Origin of the sequence: Aliiroseovarius sp. (assembly GCF_030148435.1) — a bacterium.
In the GTDB taxonomy this organism is placed as follows: Bacteria; Pseudomonadota; Alphaproteobacteria; order Rhodobacterales; family Rhodobacteraceae; genus JASBTN01.
In genome coordinates this window covers 161,771-181,890 of sequence record NZ_JASBTN010000079.1, presented here as the reverse complement: position 1 = coordinate 181,890, position 20,120 = coordinate 161,771, and the positions used below count along the sequence as shown (strand labels likewise).

Here is a 20,120-nt window from a genome sequence, read left to right as displayed (position 1 = left end):
CAAACTCAACGGTATCGAACCGCACGCCTATCTGTCAGCCGTTCTCACTGCCATCGCACAGGGACACAAACAAAATAACATCAACGAGCTATTGCCCTGGAACTACGCCAAAACCGTGTGAACGACGCACCGCTTACATTTTGTTCGAAACACCCACGAAATTGATGGGTTTCATGGCGTTTCCTCCCACACCTGTCTCAGGTTCAAGTGGAAACGCTTTTGGAGTTCAGCCCCGACATCAGGTGGTTTCGGGCGGGACTTTCACGGGATTGCCCGCCTCGTCCAGCGCGACAAAGACGAACACGCCTTCCGTCACCTTGTGCGCCGACCGCCCACGATCCCGTTCCGACCAGGCCTCCAGCGCGATGGACATGGAGGTGGAGCCGACCCGGACAACTTCGCCGTAGATCGACAGGACATCGCCCACCTGCACGGGGGCGATGAAGGTCATGGCATTGATGGCAACTGTGGCCACGCGGCCCCGGGCGCGTTCGGCCGCCAGCACGCCTCCGGCGATGTCCATCTGGCTCAACACCCAACCGCCGAAAATGTCGCCCGCGACATTGGTGTCGGCGGGCATGGCAAGGGTCCGCAGGATCGCGGCGCCCTCGGGGCGGCGCGGCATGTCACTCATCCTCCGCCTCCTTCCTCGCCACCTCGCGCAGCTCGGAGAGCAGGTCGAGCAGAAGCTCCATCTTGTCCTCACCGAACCCCTCTTCGAGCCGCTTGTAGATCTCGGCGGCGCGGCCTGCGTGGGAGTGGTAGGCCTCCATCCCCGCCTCGGTGATCTGCACCTTGCGGCGGCGCGCGTCCGCGTCGTCCACCCGCTCGATCAACCCGCGTTCGGTCAGCGCCTTGAGGATGCGCGAGAGCGACGGCGGCATAAGCACGCAAAGCTCGGCCAGCTCGGATGCGTTCTTGGGCCGCCCTTCCGCCAACACGCGAATGACGCGCCATTGCTGCACTGTCAGGCCGAGCTTGTCCAACTGCTGGCGAAACGGTTTCAGGGTGGCTTCGCGTGCGTGCAAAAGCGCAATGGGCAGGGCCCGGTCGAGTTCTCTCATGTCTTTGCCTCCGCGATGGCCGCGTGGATTGTGGACCAGCTTTTGCGGCTGAACCGGTTGTCAATTTCCTGTACTTCCAGCGACAGGATAAAGGGGATGTCCTTGACCTGAGGGCGTAACGCGGCCTCGACCGCCGCGTAAAGCTGATCGGCTATGTTGCCCCGCGTCTCATTGTCACGGCCCTGGCCAAGGCGCAGGATCATGTCGAGGAAATGGTATTCCGCCGCCCCGTCCCCAACCGCGTTCACGTCGGCACGGAACCCGCGCACCCGAATGCCGCCGACCGGGCAGTGGCCAGTGGCGATGAGCGCATCGCGCATGGTCACGGCAAGCGCGTCCAGGTCAGCGTGTGTATGCAGGCCCTGGCTGTATTCGAAGCTGAGATGCGGCATCTGTCCCTCTCCCTATGAGGGAATTTTAACCTGTTCAGGAAGCAAGGGGAACCGGGTTTGTCGCCCTACCCTTTCGACACCGATCCCTCGGCCAGCCAGCCGTCGAACACCTTGAGCGCCGCGTCCGAGAAGGCCGCGTCATTGATATGGGCATCCAGTTCGACCAGCATCACATTCGCAGGGCATTGCGCACGCAGTTCCGCCTTGAAGACCTCGAACGCCTCGGCGTCGTGCAGCGGGCCGCCGGGGCGGTCCCATTCATTGCCGCCTTCGCCCGGCAACAGCAGCACGACCGGCCCCTTGGCCGGCGCGAGCCGGGCACATATCGCGCGCGCCATTTCGCGCCGCTGGCCGGCATCCATCATGACCGAGCTGAGCAGACGGTTATGCGCGTGCACCTCCTGGCCTGCAAGCTTCGGCGGAACCTCCTGCCAGCCGATGAAATCCACAAGGTCATAGCAGCCGATCGAAACGATCTGCGGCGTGGCAGAGGCCCCCGCGTTGGTCATCCGGTCCGGCCCGGCCGAAATCGCGGAGCCCATGATGTGATTGCCCAGCTCCTGCGGGGCGAAATCCATCACGGCGGCGAAGGCGCCTTCGGCGGCGAGGCTTTCAAACGCCCGTCCGCCCATGCCGGTCGCGTGGAAAACGGCGACCTCGAAGCCGCGATCCTCAAGCGCCGGTTTCAGGCTGACCATGTAGCGCAGCACCGTCTTTCCAAAGCTGGTCATGCCGATCAAGGGTTTGTCAAAGCGCGGTTTCTCCACCGCGCGGGCGGCGCCCAGCACGGCGCCAGCCGCTTGGGACAGCGATGCCTTGCAGATCGAGTTGAGCCCATAAAGCCCACCCGCCCAAAGGATCATCTGCACATCCGCCGGCAGACGCTCGGGCGGGATCAGCGGGCTGAAACTCACCGTCGAGACCACGTATTTAGGCACCCCGATCGGCAGCGCCTTGCACAGGTCCAGCGCCGCGTCGGTGCCCATGGTGCCGCCCAGCACGATCAGCCCGTCGAAGGCCCCCTCGCGGTAGAGGCGCAGGGCCAAGGCCGCCGATCCCTCGGCCATGATCTGCATCGCCGTGTTCTCGTCCCCGCTGTCGATGGCGGCCCGGATCGAGGATCCGCCCGCCTCGGCCACCTCATGCTTGGAGTGGTCGCAGGGCTTGGCCGGGTCGCCCAGCACGGAGATGTCCATGGTCACGACGCCCCCACCCTGCCCCCGGATCACATCCGCGAGGTAGGTCAGCTCGTCATCTTTGGTGTCATAGGTGCCGACCACCAGAATCGTCTTGTCACTCATAGCTGCATCCACGCGGTTTTCAGGTCGAAATACTTGTCAAAGGCGTGCAGGGATTTGTCATGGCCGTTGCCCGACTGTTTGACCCCGCCCAGCGGCACAGTGCCGTCCGCGCCCCCGTAGGTGTTCACATGCACCACCCCCGCCTGTACCTCGCGCACCATGCGATGAGCGCGCGACAGGTTCCGGGTCCAGACCCCCGCGGCCAGCCCGTATTGGGTGGAATTGGCGATCTGCACGGCCTCTTCATCCGTTTTGAACGGCGTCACGGCCAGAACCGGGCCAAAGACCTCGTTCTGGGCCACGTTTTGGGCGGGGTTCACGCCGGTCAGCACGGTGGGTTCCATGTAATACCCGCCGGTGTCCTCCAGAATGCGCGCGCCGCCAAGGGCGATCTCGGCGCCCTCCTCCACGGCTTTCGAGACAAAGCCAAGGTTGCCTTCCAGCTGCGGCAGGTTGTTCACCGCGCCGATATTCGTGTTCAAGTCCAGGGGGTTGCCAACCACCATGGTGCTGGCGTGTTTGGATAGAGCGGCGACGAAATCGTCGTGAATGGCCTCTTCGACAAGCAGGCGCGACCCGGCGACACAGACCTGCCCCGCGTTGCGAAAGATGCCCGCCGCGCTGACCTTCGCCGCCTGTTCCAGATCCGGCGCGTCGGCGAAAACGATGTTGGGGGACTTGCCGCCCAGTTCGAGGTAACAGCGTTTCAGGTTCGAACGCGCGGAATACTCCAGCAATCTGCGCCCCACCCCGCCGGAGCCGGTAAAAACCAGCACGTCGACATCCATCGACAGGGCCAACGCCTCACCGGCCACGCTCCCCTGCCCGGTCACGACGTTCAAGACGCCATCGGGCAGCCCGGCTTCGGAGGCCAGTTCCGCCAGGCGCAGCAGGGTCAGCGACGCGGTCTCGGCCGGTTTCAGCACTACCGAATTGCCCGCCGCCAAGGCCGGGGCCAGTTTCCACGACCCGATCATCAGCGGGAAATTCCAGGGCACGATGGCGCCGACCACGCCGACCGGCTCCTTGTGGACGAGGCCCAGCACGCCCGGCGCTGTTGGCGCGATCTCGCCATAGACCTTGTCCAGCGCCTCGGCATAGTAGCGGAAGGTGCCCGCCGCCGATCCCGGCTCGGCCTTCAGCGCCATGCCGATCTCGGTCCCGTTGTCGCGCACGCCCAGAACGGCAAGTTCCAGCGCGTGTTTCTCGATCAGGTCGGCCAGGCGATGCAGCACTTTCTTGCGGCCCGACGGGGCCAGGCGCGACCAGCGCCCGTCGTCAAAGGCCCGCCGCGCCGAGGCCACGGCCCGGTCCACATCCGCCGCCGTCGCCCGGGCAATCGTGGTCAGTCGCTGTCCGTCGATCGGCGAGAGAACGTCGAGCGTCTCTCCTTCACCTGCTTGCCACGCGCCTTCAACAAAGAGGCCTTGCGGCGCGACAGGTTGGTTTCGAAGCTCGTCGATGCGTGACTGTTCGACCATTCTTGGGCCTTTCTTTCCTTGCGATCCAGCATCACCCGGCGCACATGCAGCGCCAGCACAAAGAGGATCATCACAAACAGGATCGCCGCGATCGGGCGATCGATGAAGTCGAGCGGGGTTTTCACCCGCGCCATGGCGGAGCGCAGTTTCACTTCCATGATACCGCCCAGGACCATGCCCAGGATGATCGGCACGATGGGCAGCGACAGGCGCTTGAGGATGAAGCCCAGAATGCCGAACCCCGCCGCCAGAATGCAGTCGGTGAAGGAATTGCGCAGGGAATAGACGCCCACGAAGCTGAGGATCAGGATGCAGACGCCCAGGAACTTGTTGGGGATTTTCACCACCTTGATCAGTTGGTTGGTGGCGACCAGCAGGAAGATCACTACCAGCACGTTCAGCAGCGCCAGCGCGATATAGAGCGCGACGACAAAATCCATCTCGTTCTGAAACAGCTGCGGGCCCGGGATCACGTTATGCACGTAAAAGACCGACAGCATCATCGCGGTCAGCGCCTCGCCCGGAATGCCGAGCGCCAGAAGCGGCACCATGGCAGCGGCGGGCACCGCGTTGTTGGCGGTCTCGGCGGCGATCAGCCCTTCCGATGAGCCATGGCCGAAATCCTCGGGCCGTTTCGAGGTCTTGGCGGCATAGGTGTAGCTCATGAACTGCGCGGTGAACTCGCCCACGCCGGGGATCATGCCCATGACCACGCCGAATGTGGCCGAGGCCCCGGCGATGCGCGGGTGGCGGGCAAGTTCGCGGAACCCCTGAAAGAAGCTGCCTTTCATCTTCTTCAGAGTGACGTTTTCGTCATCGCCCTGCAAGAGGACAAAGGCTTGGGACAGGGCGAACAGGCCCAGCACGACGACGATCAGGTTGACGCCGCCCGACAGCCAGCTCTGGTCGAAAGTATAACGTTTCGAATAGCTTGCCGGATGCAAGCCGATGGTGCCCAGCCAGATGCCGAAACAGGCCATGGCCGCAGCAATCAGTGTATGTTTGCGGTGGGCGACGACCACAAGGATAATGCCCAGGAGGGCGGCCAGGAAGATCTCGCGCGAGCCGAACATGGGCGCCACTTTCGCCAGAACGGGCGCAAAGAAGATCAGGGCCGCGACAGAGAACATGCCGCCGAAGAAGCTCGACGAATAGGCCAGCGACAGCGCTCGGCGCGCCTCTCCGCGGGTGGTCATCGGATAGCCGTCATAGGTGGTCAGCGCATTCACCGCCGTGCCCGGCGTGTTGATCAGGATCGCGGGGATTGATCCGCCGTACATGGACGACCCGTAGATGCCCAGAAGCACGGTCAGCCCGACAATCGGGTCCATGCTAAAAGTCGCGGGCAGCAGGATCGCGATGGCCACTGCCGGACCCACGCCGGGGATCGCGCCGATCAGAACGCCGCCGATCGAGCCTACCAGCAGGGCCAGCGCCACGTCCCAGCGCGCCAGGATGCCCGCGCTGGCCCCCATCTGGGTGAAAAACTCGGTGATCAGGTCCATGCTGCCCTCAGAGGTTCAGGATGAAGAAGTTGCGGATCGTGCCCGGCAGGTACTCGTAAACCAAGGCACCGGGGATTTTCACCTGCAGGAAGGCCTTGAAAACCAGCACGACCAGCACGCCGAAACCGACCGATGACCAGAGGATACGGCGCGAGCGATAGCCCATGCGCCAGGTCAGAAGCGGCGCGAAAACGAGGGTCATCGGCAGGTAGCCCAGCACCGGCACCAGCACCACATAGGCCAGGAACCAGCCCGCCCATTCAAAGACCGACAGCCAGACCTTGGCCTCTTTCCAGTCCATCTTGTGCAGGTAGATGTAGCTGATGCGCATAGTCGCGACGAGGAAAACGAAGGGCGCGGCCAGCACCGGCCCGAGCGTCAGCGCCAGCACGCCCGCCAGCACGCCCCAGAACAGGCTTTCGGCCCATTGGAACCAGTCGGCTTCGCGAATCCAGCGTGGCATGCGCCTCTCGCGGCGTGGCAGGTTCCAGTAATGCAGCGCGGTGAACAGCACCATACCGCCCACGCCGATCCCCGGCCAGAACCGGGGCTGAGCGAAGAAGGCTTTGCCTTTCAACCACTTGGTCTGATCCCCGATCGCCGCGAGCAGAAGCGTCGCGCAGATCAGAAACAGGGTGGCGAACAGCACCTGACCCCGTTTCGGATAGTTGGGATCGTGTTTGATCTCGCTCATGATGCTGCCTCGATGCGGGCCGGGTTGCCCCGGCCCATCAGGGTTTCAGATCAGTTGCCCAGGATGCCACCAATCACGGCGCCGGTGGCCTTGTCGCCTTCGATCCGGGCCGCCGACTCCTCGGCGTTCATCCAGTAGACCAGGGCGCCGGTCTCGGCGCCCACGGCCTGGGCACGGTCGCTCATCACAGTCTTGGCGGCCACTTCGGCGATCTTGTCGCGCACGTCCTGTGGCGTGTCCTTGTGCACGAAGAGACCATTCCAGAGCGCGATGTCCAGGCTCTCGTCCAGTTCCCCAATGGTGGGCGTGTCGGGCACAAGGCTGATGCGGGTATCCGTGATCGAGGTCAGCACTTTCACGCTGTCAAGGCAGGGCAGGATCAGCTGCAGCGTGGTGTTGATCACATCTGCGTCGCCCGAGGCCAGCGTGTTGCAGTCCAGCGCATCAAAAGCTGCGTCCGAGCCCCATTCGAACCCCGCGTTCACCGCATAGGCCTTCGTCACCTGGGTCGGCGTCAGCACATCGCCGAAATGGCCCAGCGCCACGTCGTTTTCCTTGGCATAGGCCGCGAGCTCTTCCATCGAGTTGTAAGGCGCGTCACCCGAGGTCGCGATGACGAAGGGGTAGGTCAGGAAAATTCCAATCGGTTCAAATACTTCTCCGGCCAGCTCATCAATGCCGATTTTATGACCGATAACCGGGACGGCGGGCACGAAGCTGCCGACCGTGTAACCATCGGCCGGCGCCGTCGCCACGTCGATCGCGCCGGGGAAGGGGCCGCCGCCGCCGCCAGGTTTGTTCACCACGGCTGCCGAGACACCATAGGCCGCCTGGAAATCCTCGGCGATCATGCGGGTCAGCACGTCTTCCAGATCGCCCGGCGGCCAGGGCACGATGAAGCTCACAGGCTTCTCGGGGTATTCGGCCATCGCGGGGCCGGCCAGGGCCGTCATGGTAATGGCAAGGGCGCCGCCCAGCAGCTTGGATTTGGTCATGATGATCTCCCTATTGATCGCGTCGTGGGTGCGGTTCATTATTTAAACCGTCGGTTCTAAAACAGATTGACAGACCCCCGCCGAGTCTGTCAACACTTTTAACACGTGAAGTAAAAAAGCCGGTGGCCAGCCCCCGGCTTCCACTGGCAAAGGAAAGACGAACACCCATGGGAACAACGTCCAAAGCCTTATCCTTGCTGAATTTTTTCAGCCGCACCCGGTCCGAGATCGGGCTCTCCGACATGGCGCGCCTGTCGGGCATGAACAAGGCGACGGTGCACCGTTTGCTGACCGAATTGGGTCAGCATGGATTCGTCGAACAGACCGGATCAGGTCGCGAATATCGCCTGGGCCCGGCCGTCCTGCGCCTTGCGGCGCTGCGCGAATACACGGTCCCGATGCGCGAAATGGCGCAGCGTGTGCTGGACCAGCTCAGCAATGCGACCGGCGAAACCGCGCATATGTCGGTGCTGTCCGGCGAGACGCTCGCCACCACCGCCTATACCTATTCCAGCGCACACGGCACCATGGTGATGATGGAAGACGCTGAGGTTCTGGACCTGCACGCGACCAGCTCGGGCCTCTCGGTTCTGGCCTTCTCGCCGCCCACCTTCATCGACGCGGTGCTCTCCGCCCCGCTGAACGCACGCACACCGCAGACCGTGACCGACCCGGACGCGATCCGCGCAATGCTGCCCGAAATCCGTGCACGCGGCTATGCGACCTCGATCGGCGGCTTCGAAGAGGACGTGCATTCCTATGCGGTGCCGGTCTTCGACGCGCAGATGCGGGCGATGGGCGCGGTGGCCGTCGCCACGCCGGTCGCCCGCATGACCGAAGCGCTGCGCACCCGCGTTCTGGACGAGCTGATGACCCGGGTTCCGGCTTTGACCCGCCTGATGGGTGGGTTCCTGCCTTCCACATTTCCAACATTCGAACCGCAGTAGCCGCTGCAGAAAGAGGGCTGACATGAAGGATTCCAACTTCCTCAAGGAAAAGAACGCCAAATCGCTCTGGCACCCGATGGCCCACCCGGCCGATTGCCTGAACACTCCTCCGACCATCGTGACCGGCGCCTCGGGGGTAAAGATCTCCGATATCGACGGGCATGAGGTCGTGGACGGGGTTGGTGGTCTTTGGAATGTGAACCTGGGCTTCTCCTGCCAGCCGGTGAAAGATGCCATCTCGGCCCAACTGGACGTTCTGCCCTATTATTCCACCTTTCGCGGTACCACCAATGACGCGGTCATCGAGCTGGCCGAGGAGCTGCGCGACTTCTTCGCCCCCGACGGGCTGACCCGCGCCTTCTTTACCTCCGGTGGCAGCGATTCCGTCGAGACCGCCCTGCGCCTGGCGCGGCAGTATCACAAGATCCGGGGCGAAGGCGGGCGCACCAAGTTCCTGAGCCTGAAAAAGGGCTATCACGGCACCCATATGGGGGGCGCCTCGGTTAACGGGAACGCCAATTTCCGCACCCAGTACGAACCCCTCCTGCCCGGCTGTTTCCACATCCCTGCGCCCTATACCTATCGCAACCCGTTCAATGAAACCGACCCGGAGCGCTTGGCCCAGCTCTGCCTGCAGACCCTGGAGGACGAGATCGCCTTCCAGGGCGCGGGCACCATTGCCGCTTTCATCATGGAGCCGATCCTGGGCGCGGGCGGGGTCATTCCACCGCATGAGAGCTTCATGCCCGGTGTGCGCGAGATCTGTTCGAAACACGGCATTCTTCTGATCGCGGATGAGGTCATCACGGCCTTCGGCCGCACGGGATCGTGGACCGGCAGCCGCCATTGGGGCGTGCAGCCCGACCTGATGTGCACCGCCAAGGCGATCACCAACGGCTATTTCCCCTTCGGCGCGGTGATGATTGCCGACCATGTGGCCGCGACCTTCGAACAGGACGAGACCGGCCGCGCCGCCATCGGCCATGGCTACACCTACTCGGGCCACCCGGTGGGGGCCGCCGCCGCGCTGGCCTGCCTGGCGGAAACCAAACGCCTGAACGTGCCGGAAAACGCCGCCACACGGGGGCGTGAGCTGCACGAAGGGCTCTTGGCGCTGCAAGCCGATTTCGACGTGATCGGCGACGTGCGCGGAGGCCATGGCCTGATGTGCGCGATAGAGCTGGTGTCCGACCGCACCACCAAGACCCCGATCGACAAGGCGTCCATCGGCACCGTGCAGGAGGTCGCCTATCAGTCCGGCGCGATGGTGCGTGTCTCCGGCCCGAACATCATCCTGTCGCCGCCGCTGATTCTGACCGCCGAGGATGTGCGGACGATCCTGTCCTCGCTGCGCGCCGGTTTTGCCGCGCTCTGACCTTTCATCTTTCCATAAATATCCACTGCGCCCCGCCCTCCTCCGGCGGGGCGCAGGCGTTTCAGGACACGCCCGCCCGATAGGCCAGCCAATAGGCCCCGGCCACGCCCCCGGCCCCACCGATCACATTGCCGATCGTGACCCAGAGAAGATTGCCCAGCGCCTGCGTTGCCGTGACCTCGGCACCGGCCAGAATTCCCTGCGGTATCAGGTACATGTTGGCAATCGAGTGTTCAAAACCCAGCAGCACGAACACGGTAATCGGCCAAAGCACCGCCAACACCTTGCCCGTCACACTGCGCGCCGACAGCGAGAGCCAGACCGCGAGACAGACCAGCATGTTGCACAGGATGCCGCGGCTCAGCGCTTCCATTGGCGACAGCGCCGCCTTGCCTTCGGCAATCGCGCGGGCGGTGGCCCCCATGGCCCCGTCCAGCAGCCCGGTGCCCGCCATCAGGACCACCAGCCCCAGCGCGCCCGCCAGGTTGCCCAGGTAGACCCAGCCCCAGTTGCGCAGCAGCGCCCCCGGCGGGACCAGGCGGTCCACCACCGCCATGACCATCAACGCGTTCCCGGTGAACAATTCAGCCCCGCCCACGACGACCAGGATCAAGCCAAGAGAAAAGGCCACCCCGCCCAGCAGCCGCACCGGACCAAAACCCGGATCGGCGCCGGTCATCACCATCGTAAAGGCCGCGCCCCCGAGGGCAATGAAGGCCCCCGCCAGCGCTGCCAGGGTCAGCAGCGGGCCCAGCGCCAGGTTCGCCTTGGCGACCCCGGCCTTTTCGACCAGCTCGGCAATCTGGGACGGTTTGTAGGCGTCCAGCCCAGTGGGATTCAGCGCGGGGTTCGGCGCGGGGTTCGGCGCGATCTCAGGCATGGCTCTCCTCCTGCCACCAGACTAAGCCTGCGGCAGGAGCACCCGTCAAGGTGCGCGATACGCGCTCAGCCCGGTTCAGGCACCGTCAGGCGGATACCGTCCAGCGCCGGGGACATGCGGACCTGGCAAGACAGGCGCGAGGCGTCGGAGCGATCCTCGACCATGTCCAGCATCGCGTCCTCGAACTCGCCGACCTCGCCGGTCTTTTCGCGCCAATCGGCGTCAACCTGCACATGACAGGTCGCACAGCTGAGCGACCCGCCGCATTCGCCATCCACGCCCGCCACATTGTTGGCAACGGCCGCCTCCATCAGGCTGGTGCCTTCGGCCACCTCGGCCACGACCTCATCCCCCCGGGGCAGAACCCAAGTTACTTTCATCCTGTTTTCTCCCGTGTTTACAAGAAGTAGACGTAGAAATCCCTCAGCCCGTCACCTTCGAGGTCGCGGGTCTTGAGGACTTCCTTGCGCTTCATGAAGATATGGTTGTCGACCAGGGTACGCCCCACGGCGTCACCCAGAACCGTGTCGGCCTCAAGATCGTTCATCGCCCGTTTCAGATCAACCGCCGTGCCCTGTTTGGCATCGGTGCGGTCGAACCCATCCCCGGTCTCTGCGGGCACAAGGTCATAGCTGTTCCGGACCCCCAACAGCGCCGCCTGCAACACCGCCGCCGTGGCGGTATAGGGGTTCGCCGTGGCATCCGCCATCCGGTGTTCCAGCCGCGACTTTGCCCCGCCCTCGCCCGATATGCGCGTGGTGACACAGCGGTGGTCGCCGCCCCAGTTCTGCCAGTAGCCCGACAGGATGCCCGGCTGCATCCGCTGGTAGCTGTTCGCCGTCGGGGCCAGCAGCCCGGCCAGCCCGCGGTGATGATGCATGAGACCGGAAATACAGTCGCGCGCCAGATCGTTCATGTGTTCTGGCCCCCCGACCGGCCCGTTGTCCAGCGCATTGCCGCCATCGTCCTTGCGGAAGGAGAAGTTGATGTGCATGCCCGATCCACCCGCCTCGGCGATCGGCTTGGGCAGGAAGGTCAGCACCACGCCGTGCTCCAGCGCGACCTCGCGCGCCATCTGGCGGAACAGCACGATGTCATCCACGGCCTTCACCGCCTCGTCGAAGGTCAGGGTCATTTCGAACTGCGGGCTGTCATATTCGGCGGTGAACATATCGACGTTGAAGCCCAGATCGTCGGCACGTTCCCAGATGTCGTCAAACACGCGCAGCGGATCGGTGAACGGACCGGTGCCATAAACCACGCCCCCCGGCGCGTCATAGGGCACCAACCGGCCGTTTTCATTGCCAACCAGCGCGTAGCATTCCAGCTCGATTCCGACCATCGGCGTCAGCCCCATCTCGCCCCAGGCCGCGACCGCGCGTTTCAGCGCGCCCCGCCCGTCGAGGTCCAGCAGGTTGCCGTGGTGGTCGTAAAGATCGCCAAGCACCACCTTGGTCGAGCGCTCCCAGCCGTCGCGGATATCCTCGGCCTTCCAGCGCAGTTCCATGTCGGGCAGGCCCTGTTTCATCATCGCGCCGGGAGCGTCCAGCAGGTCCTTGTCGTAATGCACCCCGAAGGTTGAGCGGCAGAAGCGCGTGGTCCCATCGCCGATCTTGCCATTCGGCAGGTATTTGCCCCGCATGATGCTGAGGTGGTCGCACCACATGGCGCGCAGCCGGTCTTTCATCTCTGTCCCTCCCACGATCCTTTTGGTGGTCGCCTCCCCGCGACCCGGTTTCACCGTTACGCCATGCGGACCGGCAAGCTCTTGATCCCGCCCACGAAATTCGAGCGCAGGAACGCGTGATCCCCCGTGGGTTCGATCACAGTGACACGTTTCGCGATTTCCTCAAACAGCACGCGCACTTCGAGCCGTGCCAGGTGCATGCCCAGGCAGACATGCGGGCCACCCTGGCCGAAACTCATGTGCCTGTTCGGGCTGCGGGCGAAATCGACGCGGAACGGGTCGTCGAACACGGCCTCGTCCCGGTTGGCCGAAGCCCACCAGAGCAGCACCTTGTCGCCCTCGCGGATGGTCTTGCCATGCATCTCGTGGTCGCGCGTCGCGGTGCGGCGGAAATACAGCGCGGGCGTGGCCCAGCGGATCACCTCATCGGCCATGGTGTCCCAGACCTCGCCGCTTTTCAGCTGGGCCAGCAGCTCCGGCTGATGCGCCATGGCCTGCAGCCCACCGGCGATGGAATAGCGCGTGGTGTCATTGCCCGCCGCCACCAGCAGGCAGAAGAAGTTGCGAAACTCGTGTTCGGGCATGACATTGCCGTCACGGTCCGGCTGCAGGATCATGTGCAGCACGCCCTCGGTGTCGCCCTTGCGCTCCTTCTCGGCCAGAAGGCGCTTGGCGTAATCGAACAGCTCAGCCCCGGCCGGGCTGTTGAAGGGCATCATGCGGTATTCGTCGGTCTGCATCCTGTCGAGCACGTGATCGGTGAAATCCGGATCGGTGTTGGCAATCAGCGCATCGCCCTTTTCGACCAGCCAGGGCAGGTCCTCGTCCGGCGTGCCAAGAATTCGGCCCAGCATCATCATCGGCAGTTGCCGGGCGATTTCGTGGGTGGCATCGAAGCTGCCCATCTCAAACGCCTTGTCGAGGATCGGGTGGCAGAGCTCACGGATCTGATCTTCGAACCCGGCCACTACGGGGCGCGAAAACGCCTTGCCCACCCGCATGCGCGTTTTCATGTGTTCGGGCGGGTCAGTCTCCTGAAAGGTGCGCCGCGCGAGGTATTCCTCATAGGTCTGGTCCTCCATGCGGATGCCGCGGGCCGACGACATGAGCTGGTAATTCACGTTCAGAGCCGCGATGTCCTCGTGGCGGACAACGTTCCAGAAGCCTTCGCCATCGGGCCAGTCGGTCCAGCTCAGCGGATCCTCGTCGCGCAGGCGCTTGAATGTGTTGTGCGGCGCGCCCTTCGCAAACACGTCGTGGTCGTAAAGATTTTCGTGCCCACTGTCGGTGGGGGTCCAGACCGTCATGCGCGCCTCCCTGAGATTTTGTGTATTGTTTGCGCGTTCAAAAATATATTAAGTAACATGTTAAGCAAGTAAAGGAAAAAGATCATGCGCCTTGCGATCCTGATGTCGAATACGGATGAAAGCGAATTCGCCCGGCAACATCCGAAGGATGGCGAAAAATGGCAGGCGTTGCTTTCACCGCTGATGCCGGATGCGCGTTTCACGGTCTATTCGGTAAAGGATGGTCAGTTTCCGACGGACGAATCGGTCTACGACGGGTGGATCATTACCGGCAGCCCGGCCTCGGTGCATGATGTGGACCCCTGGCTGGATACGCTCTTTGCCCTCATCCGCCGCATCGTGGCGCGCGGCACACCACTGTTCGGCGCCTGTTTCGGCCACCAGGCGATCGCCATGGCGCTTGGCGGGCACGTGGCGCAAAACCCCGGCGGCTGGGTCTTTGGCACCACGGAAACCAGGGTGACAGAGCCGGCTCCCTGGATGGAGGCCGGCCCCCTGCGCCAGTACGCGGCCCATATCGAACAGGTGGTGGACCTGCCCGAAGGGGCGAAAGTGACCATCGGAAACGCCGACTGCCCGGTCGGCGGCTTCGTGATCGGGGATCACGTCTTTACCACGCAATATCACCCCGAAATGACCCATCACTTCATTGCTGCGCTGGTAGATGAGCTGGCGGATCAGAAACCGGAGGAGGTCATAGACGCCGCCCGCGCCTCCCTGGGCCAAACGGCTGAAAATGAAAAGTTCGGACGCTGGATCGTCGCGTTTCTGCGCGGCTCAGTCCGCTAGATCACTTTCATCTTTCCACAAATATCCCCGCCGGAGGCTCAAGACCCGAGCGCAGCGACAGCCCGCAAGGGCTTCCCGCGCTACAGCGCGGCCAGCAGGTCCATCACCGTGACCCGGTCGAACTGCACGTGGCGGGCCATGTAATTCTCGGCCGCTGCCGCCTGGCGCGAGGTGATCAGCCGGGCCAGTTCGCGGTGTTCGCGCGCCGATTCCGCCACAGCTCCGGGATAGCGATAGCGCGCGCGATAATAGGCCAGCAGCTTGCGCGCATTCATCTTGATCATGTCCAGCAGGAACGGGTTTCCCGACGCCTCCGCCACCACTTTGTGAAACTGAAGGTTCAACTGGTAATAGGCGTCCGGGTCGGTGCCTCCGAACTCCTGCGCGTGGCGCTCACAGGCGGTGACGATTGCCTCCAGGCGTTCGGCTTCGGCCGGCGACATGCGCCGCGAGGCAAGCGCGGCGGCCTGGCCTTCCAGCTTGGCATGCACTTCGAGGATGGCCAGGAATTCCTCCAGCGTGGGCTTGAACAGCGTCGCCCCCTTGCGCGGCTGGCGATCGACCAGCCCCATCGCTTCCAGACGCAGCAAGGCCTCGCGCAGCGGGGTGCGCGAGATGCCGTAACGCGCCATCAGGGCGCCTTCGTCGATCGCATCGCCCGGGTTCAGCTCGCCCTTGTCGATACCTTCAAGAATGGTGTTGAGGATGGTATTTGTCTGCCCTGCCATGCGGTCAGATAACCCGGGCGCGGCGGCCCGGGCAAGAGATAACCCGGGCGCGAGCGCCCGGGCCGGTATCTTGTGCGGCGATCAGTGCTTGCCCTTCCAGGGCACCAGCCAGTTCTCGGCCCTGCGCATCAGGATATCGATGCCATAGCCGATGATGCCGATCAGGATGATCCCCATGATCACGATATCGGTCAGCTGGAAGCGGCTGGCGACCATGATCATCATGCCCGCGCCCTTCTCGGCGGCAACCAGTTCGGCGGCCACAACCGTGCCCCAGCAGACCCCCATGGCCACACGGGCCCCGGTGAAGATTTCGGGAAGAGAGTTCGGCACGATCACATGGCGCATCAGCTGGAACCGCGAGGCCCCCAGCGAATAGGCCGCGTGCACCTTGGTGATATTCACCCCGGACACGCCCGCCCTTGCCGCAATCGTCATGATCCATAGGGCCGCCAGGAACAGGAGGATGATCTTGCCGGCCTCCCCGATGCCCGCCCAGATGATCACCAGCGGGATCAGCGCCAGCGGCGGCACGGGACGCATGAATTCGACGATCGGGTCGAACCAGCCGCGGAACCAGTCCGACAGACCCATGGCATAGCCCAGCGGGATGCCGACCAGGGCGCCGAAGAAGAACCCGACGATCACGCGCATCAGCGAGAAACCCAGGTGCTCCCACAGGGTGAAGTTCTGATAGCCCTCCGAGGCCACGCTGAGGGTCCGCGCGACCACCGATTCGGGGCTGGGCAGCCAGATCGGCTCCATCTGCCAGCCGGTGGCCGGCGCGAAGGAGAGCGTGCCCTTGGCCGTCATCGACACTGTGCCATCGGCCACGCGGACCTCGCCGCCGGGCTCGATCGGCTCGCCGTCGACGGCGGTGACGACCATGCCGGCGTCACGGCCCAGTTCGTCATTCCTGTCGACCCGGATCAGACCCGAGCGCCAGGCGCCGATGTTGGCGGCGTCGTTCTTGGCGAAGCCCTCGCCGGGTTCGGCGGTAATGTCCTCGACTTCTTCGCCAACCCTGAAGACACGCACATGCACGGTGCCATCGTCGGACTGGTTGCCATCCGACACCGTATAGGTGAAGGAGGTATCCCCAACGAAGGGCCCCGGCGCGTGCAGCGGCACATAGGAGGAACCGGTAAAGGCGCCCCAGATCAGGTAGATGGTCACGACCGAGATGACACTGGCCGCCCGGTTGGGCCTGACGGCGCTTTCGTCGCCGAAGGTCACGGTTTTCAGCGAGGTGAAATCCGCCCGCGCGGTCATGCGGCTTACGATGAATCGTACGACGAAGAAGGCGCCGACGAAATTGGCGACATAGATGATGAAGATCAGAAGCCCGCTCATGCCGCATCCTCCGACCGACCCATGATTTCTTCTTCCATGTCCCAGATCATGCCCAGGATTTCCTCGCGTTTTTCGGCGAAATCCGGGTTCTTCTTGACCTCGCGAAGGTCCATGTCGACACCCATGTCGGCAAACGGCAGATTGTATTCCTTGTGGATGCGGCCCGGACGTGGGGCCATCACCAGCAGGCGTTCCCCCAGAAGCAGCGCCTCTTCAACCGAGTGGGTGATCAGGATGATGGTCTTGCCGGTCTCTTTCCAGAGTTTCAGGACCAGACCCTGCATCTTCTCGCGCGTCAGCGCATCCAGTGCGCCCAGCGGTTCGTCCATCAGGATCACGTCCGGATCATTGGCAAGGCAACGGGCCAGCGCCACGCGCTGCTGCATGCCGCCGGAAAGTTCATAGACCGACTTTTCCTTGAAATCGCCCAAGCCGGTGACATCCAGCAGGTGGTCGACACGTTCGGCCCATTCAGCCTCGCGCTGGCCGCGCATGCGCGGGCCGAAGCTGACGTTTTCGCGCACCGACATCCATTCGAACAGGGCGCCCTGCTGAAATACCATGCCGCGTTCCGCATCCGGTCCCGTTACCACGTGGCCGTTCAGCTCGATCTGTCCTTCGGTCGGGGCCAGAAAGCCCGCCACGATGTTCAGAAGTGTGGTCTTGCCGCAGCCCGAGGGGCCCAGCACGCTCAATAGCTCGCCCGGTTTCAGGTCGAGTGAGACATCTTGCAGCGCCTGAACATGGCTGCCGTTCGGCAGGTCGAAGCGCATGGAAATGCCTTGGATGGAAATCCCGCCCATGCGGTCCCTCCTTTTCAGGTTGTGAGTGGGTGCATAAGGCCCGGCGGCAGGCTTCGGCCCGCCGCCAGGCACCTTGAAATCAAGGGTTTTACATGCCGCCGACGGCTTTCAGCGGACCGGTGTTGACCGCAGCGTCATAGCTGTCCAGCGCCGCGTCGATCGAGCCTGCGTCGACGAAGATGTCGGCCACGCCCTTCATGAAGGCCTGCGCACCGCCGCCCAGCCAGCCTTCGCCCAGCTGTTCATCCACGGTGGGGAACTTGAACGTGTCGATGGTAGCGCGGGTGGCGGCCTCGTCCATGCCCGCGTCCTTGGCGATCACCGGCAGCATCTCGGCCTGGTTGGCCGGGTCAGCCCACATGGCGTTCGCCTTGGCGGTCACTTCCAGGAAGGTGGCGACGGTTTCCGGGTTCTCGGCGACATAGCCGGCCGGGGCCGAGGTCACGTCAAAGACGAGAATGCCGATCTCTTCCTTCTCGGCACCGGTCAGCAGCACATTGCCATGTTCCATCATGCGGCGCAGCGAGCCTCCCCAGCCGCAGGCCATGTCCACCGCGCCCTGGGCCAGCGCCGCGGCGCCCTCGGGCGGGTTCATGTTGACGATGTCCAGCGAGGCGATGTCGACACCGAAGTAATTCATCTGGCTCAGAAAACCGTAATGCGCGGCGGTGCCCAGCGGCACGGCGACCTTGCGCCCGGCCAATTCACCAGCTGACATCTTGTCGATCTCCAGCGCTTCGGCCACAACGCAGTTGTCGTTCTCGGAATAGCTGACCGCGACATCGACGATCTGAAGGTCCTGACCGCCAGAGGCCGCAACCACGAAGGGCGGTACGCCCTGGCTGACCGCGATTTGCACGTCACCCGACGCCATCGCGGCAGACATTTCCGTGCCCGAGCCGAAGGCGCGCCATGTCACGGTGCCGCCCAGTGCCTCGTCATACATGCCGGTGGCCTTGGCATATTGGAAGGGCATCGGCCATTCCAGGAAATAGGCAACGGTAATGTCCTGGGCCATTGCCGCCTGACCGAACAGAGCGAAAGCGGCTGCGCCGAGAAGTTTTGATTTCATTGTCATAAGTGTCTCCCGTGTTGAAAAGAAGTCGGGCCGTGTCGCCCCGCCGGGTGGTCCCGGTCGCTGTCCTCAAAGCCTAGGCCATGAAGGGCGCATATCAACGATTTTTTATGCCGCGAAAGACGTCACGCCCCGCAAAAACCAGTTGGCCGCGGCAATTCGGTCACGTCTTTTTCGTTTTTTTTCAAAAATTTACACTCAAAACGCCAAATATTTTACCAAAATCAAAACGCCTCACTGGACTTAAGCAAGAAAAGCAACTGGCCCTATTTCCACGGGCCCGATTCACCCTCTAAATATGATCAGAAAAGTGCGCCCTGCGTCAGCCGGGCCCCAACGGATGGAGAGAGCCATGGACGGCAACCCGAATGATCTGAGCCACGTCGTCGAGGCCGACAAGGCCCATGTCTGGCACCACCTGACCCAGCACAAACCCTTCGAGACGGGCGACCCGCGCGTCATCGTCGAAGGCCGTGGCATGCGCGTCTGGGACCAGAACGGAAAGGAATATATCGACGCCGTCTCGGGCGGTGTCTGGACCGTGAACGTCGGCTACGGCCGCACCGAGATTGCCGATGCGGTGCGCGAACAGCTGGTGAAACTGCCCTATTTCGCGGGCTCGGCGGGCTCGATCCCCGGCGCGCTGTTTGCCGAGAAGCTGATCTCGAAAATGCCCGGGATGAAGCGGGTCTACCAGACCAACTCCGGGTCCGAAGCGAACGAGAAAGCCTTCAAGATGGTGCGCCAAATCGCGCACAAGCGTTACGGCGGCAAGAAACACAAGATCCTCTATCGCGAGCGTGACTACCACGGCTCGACCCTGGCGGCGATGTCCGCGGGCGGCCAGGACGAGCGCAACGCGCAATACGGCCCCTTCGCGCCCGGTTTCGTGCGTGTGCCCCACTGCATGGAATACCGCGCCCAGGCCGAATGGGATGCCAGCCTGGGCAGCTATGGCGAATGGGCCGCGAACCAGATCGAGGAAGTCATTCTGCGCGAAGGCCCCGACACCGTGGGCGCGCTGTGCCTAGAGCCTGTCACCGCCGGCGGCGGCGTGATCGAAGCGCCCGAGGGCTACTGGCCCCGCGTGCAGGAGATCTGCCGCAAACATGACATCCTCCTGCACATCGACGAGGTGGTCTGCGGCGTCGGGCGCACCGGCACCGAATGGTTCGGATATCAGCACTACGGTATCGAGCCCGACTTCGTCACCATGGCCAAGGGCGTGGCCTCGGGCTATGCGGCGATTGCCTGTTGTGTAACCTCGGAACGGGTGTTCGAGATGTTCAAGGACGACGTGTCCGACCCGCTGAACTACTTCCGCGACATCTCGACCTTCGGCGGCTGCACCGCCGGTCCGGCCGCGGCGCTGGTCAACATGCAGATCATTGAAAACGAGGGACTTCTGGAAAATACCACCCTGATGGGCGACCGGATGAAGGCGAACCTCAAGGCGCTGATGGACAAGCATGAAGTGATCGGTGACGTGCGCGGCAAGGGCCTGTTCCTGGGCGTCGAACTGGTCTCGGACCGCGACGCCAAGACCCCGGTGGCCGAGGCGCTGGTCGGCCAGGTCGTCGCCGACTGCGGCGCGCAGGGCGTGATCATCGGCGCCACCAACCGTTCGGTTCCGGGTTTCAACAATACGCTCTGCTTCAGCCCCGCGCTGATCGCCAGCGCCGAGGACGTGGACGCGATCTGCGCATCGGTCGACCGCGCGCTGAGCAAGGTCTTCGGCTGATTC

21 protein-coding genes are annotated in these 20,120 nt (G+C 63.6%); 5 read left to right on the top strand and 16 right to left on the bottom strand.

Annotated elements, in window-relative coordinates:
- The coding region (locus Q1V43_RS14635) for a transposase domain-containing protein (protein WP_300519040.1) at positions 1–121 on the top strand (121 nt) is incomplete at its 5' end.
- 117 nt (positions 122–238) lie between these two features.
- On the opposite strand, the gene Q1V43_RS14630 is transcribed toward Q1V43_RS14635, so the two are convergent.
- From Q1V43_RS14630 to Q1V43_RS14595, 8 genes are all read right to left on the bottom strand, one after another.
- Positions 239–634 carry an acyl-CoA thioesterase gene (locus tag Q1V43_RS14630; RefSeq protein WP_300519503.1) on the bottom strand — a complete coding sequence of 132 codons (396 nt, stop codon included), beginning with the start codon at positions 632–634 and terminating at the stop codon, positions 239–241.
- On the bottom strand, positions 627–1,064 hold the full coding sequence (locus tag Q1V43_RS14625; RefSeq protein ID WP_300519500.1) for a MarR family transcriptional regulator: 438 nt from the start codon (positions 1,062–1,064) through the stop codon (positions 627–629). Before Q1V43_RS14625 ends, Q1V43_RS14630 begins: the two co-directional genes overlap by 8 nt.
- Positions 1,061–1,456 carry a 5-carboxymethyl-2-hydroxymuconate isomerase gene (locus Q1V43_RS14620; protein ID WP_300519497.1) on the bottom strand — a complete coding sequence of 132 codons (396 nt, stop codon included), beginning with the start codon at positions 1,454–1,456 and terminating at the stop codon, positions 1,061–1,063. The genes Q1V43_RS14625 and Q1V43_RS14620 overlap by 4 nt, the downstream gene beginning before the upstream one ends.
- 65 nt (positions 1,457–1,521) lie before the next feature.
- On the bottom strand, positions 1,522–2,757 hold the full coding sequence (locus Q1V43_RS14615) for a Tm-1-like ATP-binding domain-containing protein (RefSeq protein ID WP_300519494.1): 1,236 nt from the start codon (positions 2,755–2,757) through the stop codon (positions 1,522–1,524).
- Entirely contained in the window at positions 2,754–4,220 is a 1,467-nt protein-coding gene (locus Q1V43_RS14610) for an aldehyde dehydrogenase (protein WP_300519529.1), read from the bottom strand. Before Q1V43_RS14610 ends, Q1V43_RS14615 begins: the two co-directional genes overlap by 4 nt.
- The gene (locus Q1V43_RS14605) at positions 4,103–5,743 is read right to left on the bottom strand and encodes a tripartite tricarboxylate transporter permease (RefSeq protein WP_300519491.1); all 1,641 of its coding nucleotides are present in this window, start codon (positions 5,741–5,743) and stop codon (positions 4,103–4,105) included. The genes Q1V43_RS14610 and Q1V43_RS14605 overlap by 118 nt, the downstream gene beginning before the upstream one ends.
- Positions 5,744–5,750: 7 nt before the next feature.
- Complete coding sequence (locus Q1V43_RS14600) at positions 5,751–6,437, bottom strand: tripartite tricarboxylate transporter TctB family protein (RefSeq protein ID WP_300519489.1); 687 nt, start codon at positions 6,435–6,437, stop codon at positions 5,751–5,753.
- Positions 6,438–6,487: 50 nt separating this feature from the next.
- A complete protein-coding gene (locus tag Q1V43_RS14595) occupies positions 6,488–7,390 on the bottom strand; it encodes a tripartite tricarboxylate transporter substrate-binding protein (protein WP_300519527.1) in 903 nt (300 codons plus the stop codon).
- A 209-nt stretch (positions 7,391–7,599) separates the two neighbouring features.
- Here Q1V43_RS14595 and Q1V43_RS14590 point away from each other — a divergent pair, with 209 nt between their 5' ends.
- Complete coding sequence (locus tag Q1V43_RS14590; protein ID WP_300519486.1) at positions 7,600–8,379, top strand: IclR family transcriptional regulator; 780 nt, start codon at positions 7,600–7,602, stop codon at positions 8,377–8,379.
- A gap of 22 nt (positions 8,380–8,401) precedes the next feature.
- Positions 8,402–9,754 carry an aspartate aminotransferase family protein gene (locus Q1V43_RS14585; RefSeq protein ID WP_300519483.1) on the top strand — a complete coding sequence of 451 codons (1,353 nt, stop codon included), beginning with the start codon at positions 8,402–8,404 and terminating at the stop codon, positions 9,752–9,754.
- A 61-nt stretch (positions 9,755–9,815) separates the two neighbouring features.
- On the opposite strand, the gene Q1V43_RS14580 is transcribed toward Q1V43_RS14585, so the two are convergent.
- From Q1V43_RS14580 to Q1V43_RS14565, 4 genes are all read right to left on the bottom strand, one after another.
- Positions 9,816–10,634: a formate/nitrite transporter family protein gene (locus Q1V43_RS14580; RefSeq protein ID WP_300519480.1), complete on the bottom strand. Its 819-nt coding sequence runs from the start codon at positions 10,632–10,634 to the stop codon at positions 9,816–9,818.
- Between the two features lie 65 nt (positions 10,635–10,699).
- Complete coding sequence (locus Q1V43_RS14575; protein WP_300519478.1) at positions 10,700–11,014, bottom strand: 2Fe-2S iron-sulfur cluster-binding protein; 315 nt, start codon at positions 11,012–11,014, stop codon at positions 10,700–10,702.
- Positions 11,015–11,031: 17 nt separating this feature from the next.
- Positions 11,032–12,321, bottom strand: a complete 1,290-nt coding sequence (locus tag Q1V43_RS14570; RefSeq protein WP_300519476.1) for a glutamine synthetase family protein — start codon at positions 12,319–12,321, stop codon at positions 11,032–11,034.
- 56 nt (positions 12,322–12,377) lie between these two features.
- Positions 12,378–13,628, bottom strand: coding sequence for a cytochrome P450 (locus Q1V43_RS14565; RefSeq protein ID WP_300519473.1), 1,251 nt, complete (start codon positions 13,626–13,628; stop codon positions 12,378–12,380).
- Between the two features lie 84 nt (positions 13,629–13,712).
- Between Q1V43_RS14565 and Q1V43_RS14560 the strand changes: the two genes are divergently transcribed.
- The gene (locus Q1V43_RS14560) at positions 13,713–14,417 is read left to right on the top strand and encodes a gamma-glutamyl-gamma-aminobutyrate hydrolase family protein (protein WP_300519470.1); all 705 of its coding nucleotides are present in this window, start codon (positions 13,713–13,715) and stop codon (positions 14,415–14,417) included.
- 80 nt (positions 14,418–14,497) lie between these two features.
- On the opposite strand, the gene Q1V43_RS14555 is transcribed toward Q1V43_RS14560, so the two are convergent.
- The 4 genes from Q1V43_RS14555 to Q1V43_RS14540 form a co-directional block, all read right to left on the bottom strand.
- On the bottom strand, positions 14,498–15,145 hold the full coding sequence (locus tag Q1V43_RS14555; RefSeq protein ID WP_300519467.1) for a GntR family transcriptional regulator: 648 nt from the start codon (positions 15,143–15,145) through the stop codon (positions 14,498–14,500).
- Between the two features lie 81 nt (positions 15,146–15,226).
- Positions 15,227–16,498 carry an ABC transporter permease subunit gene (locus tag Q1V43_RS14550; RefSeq protein ID WP_300519464.1) on the bottom strand — a complete coding sequence of 424 codons (1,272 nt, stop codon included), beginning with the start codon at positions 16,496–16,498 and terminating at the stop codon, positions 15,227–15,229.
- A complete protein-coding gene (locus Q1V43_RS14545) occupies positions 16,495–17,301 on the bottom strand; it encodes an ABC transporter ATP-binding protein (protein ID WP_300519461.1) in 807 nt (268 codons plus the stop codon). Before Q1V43_RS14545 ends, Q1V43_RS14550 begins: the two co-directional genes overlap by 4 nt.
- Positions 17,302–17,389: 88 nt before the next feature.
- Entirely contained in the window at positions 17,390–18,379 is a 990-nt protein-coding gene (locus Q1V43_RS14540) for an ABC transporter substrate-binding protein (protein ID WP_300519459.1), read from the bottom strand.
- A gap of 349 nt (positions 18,380–18,728) precedes the next feature.
- Between Q1V43_RS14540 and Q1V43_RS14535 the strand changes: the two genes are divergently transcribed.
- The gene (locus tag Q1V43_RS14535; protein WP_300519457.1) at positions 18,729–20,117 is read left to right on the top strand and encodes an aminotransferase class III-fold pyridoxal phosphate-dependent enzyme; all 1,389 of its coding nucleotides are present in this window, start codon (positions 18,729–18,731) and stop codon (positions 20,115–20,117) included.
- Positions 20,118–20,120: the final 3 nt, after the last annotated feature.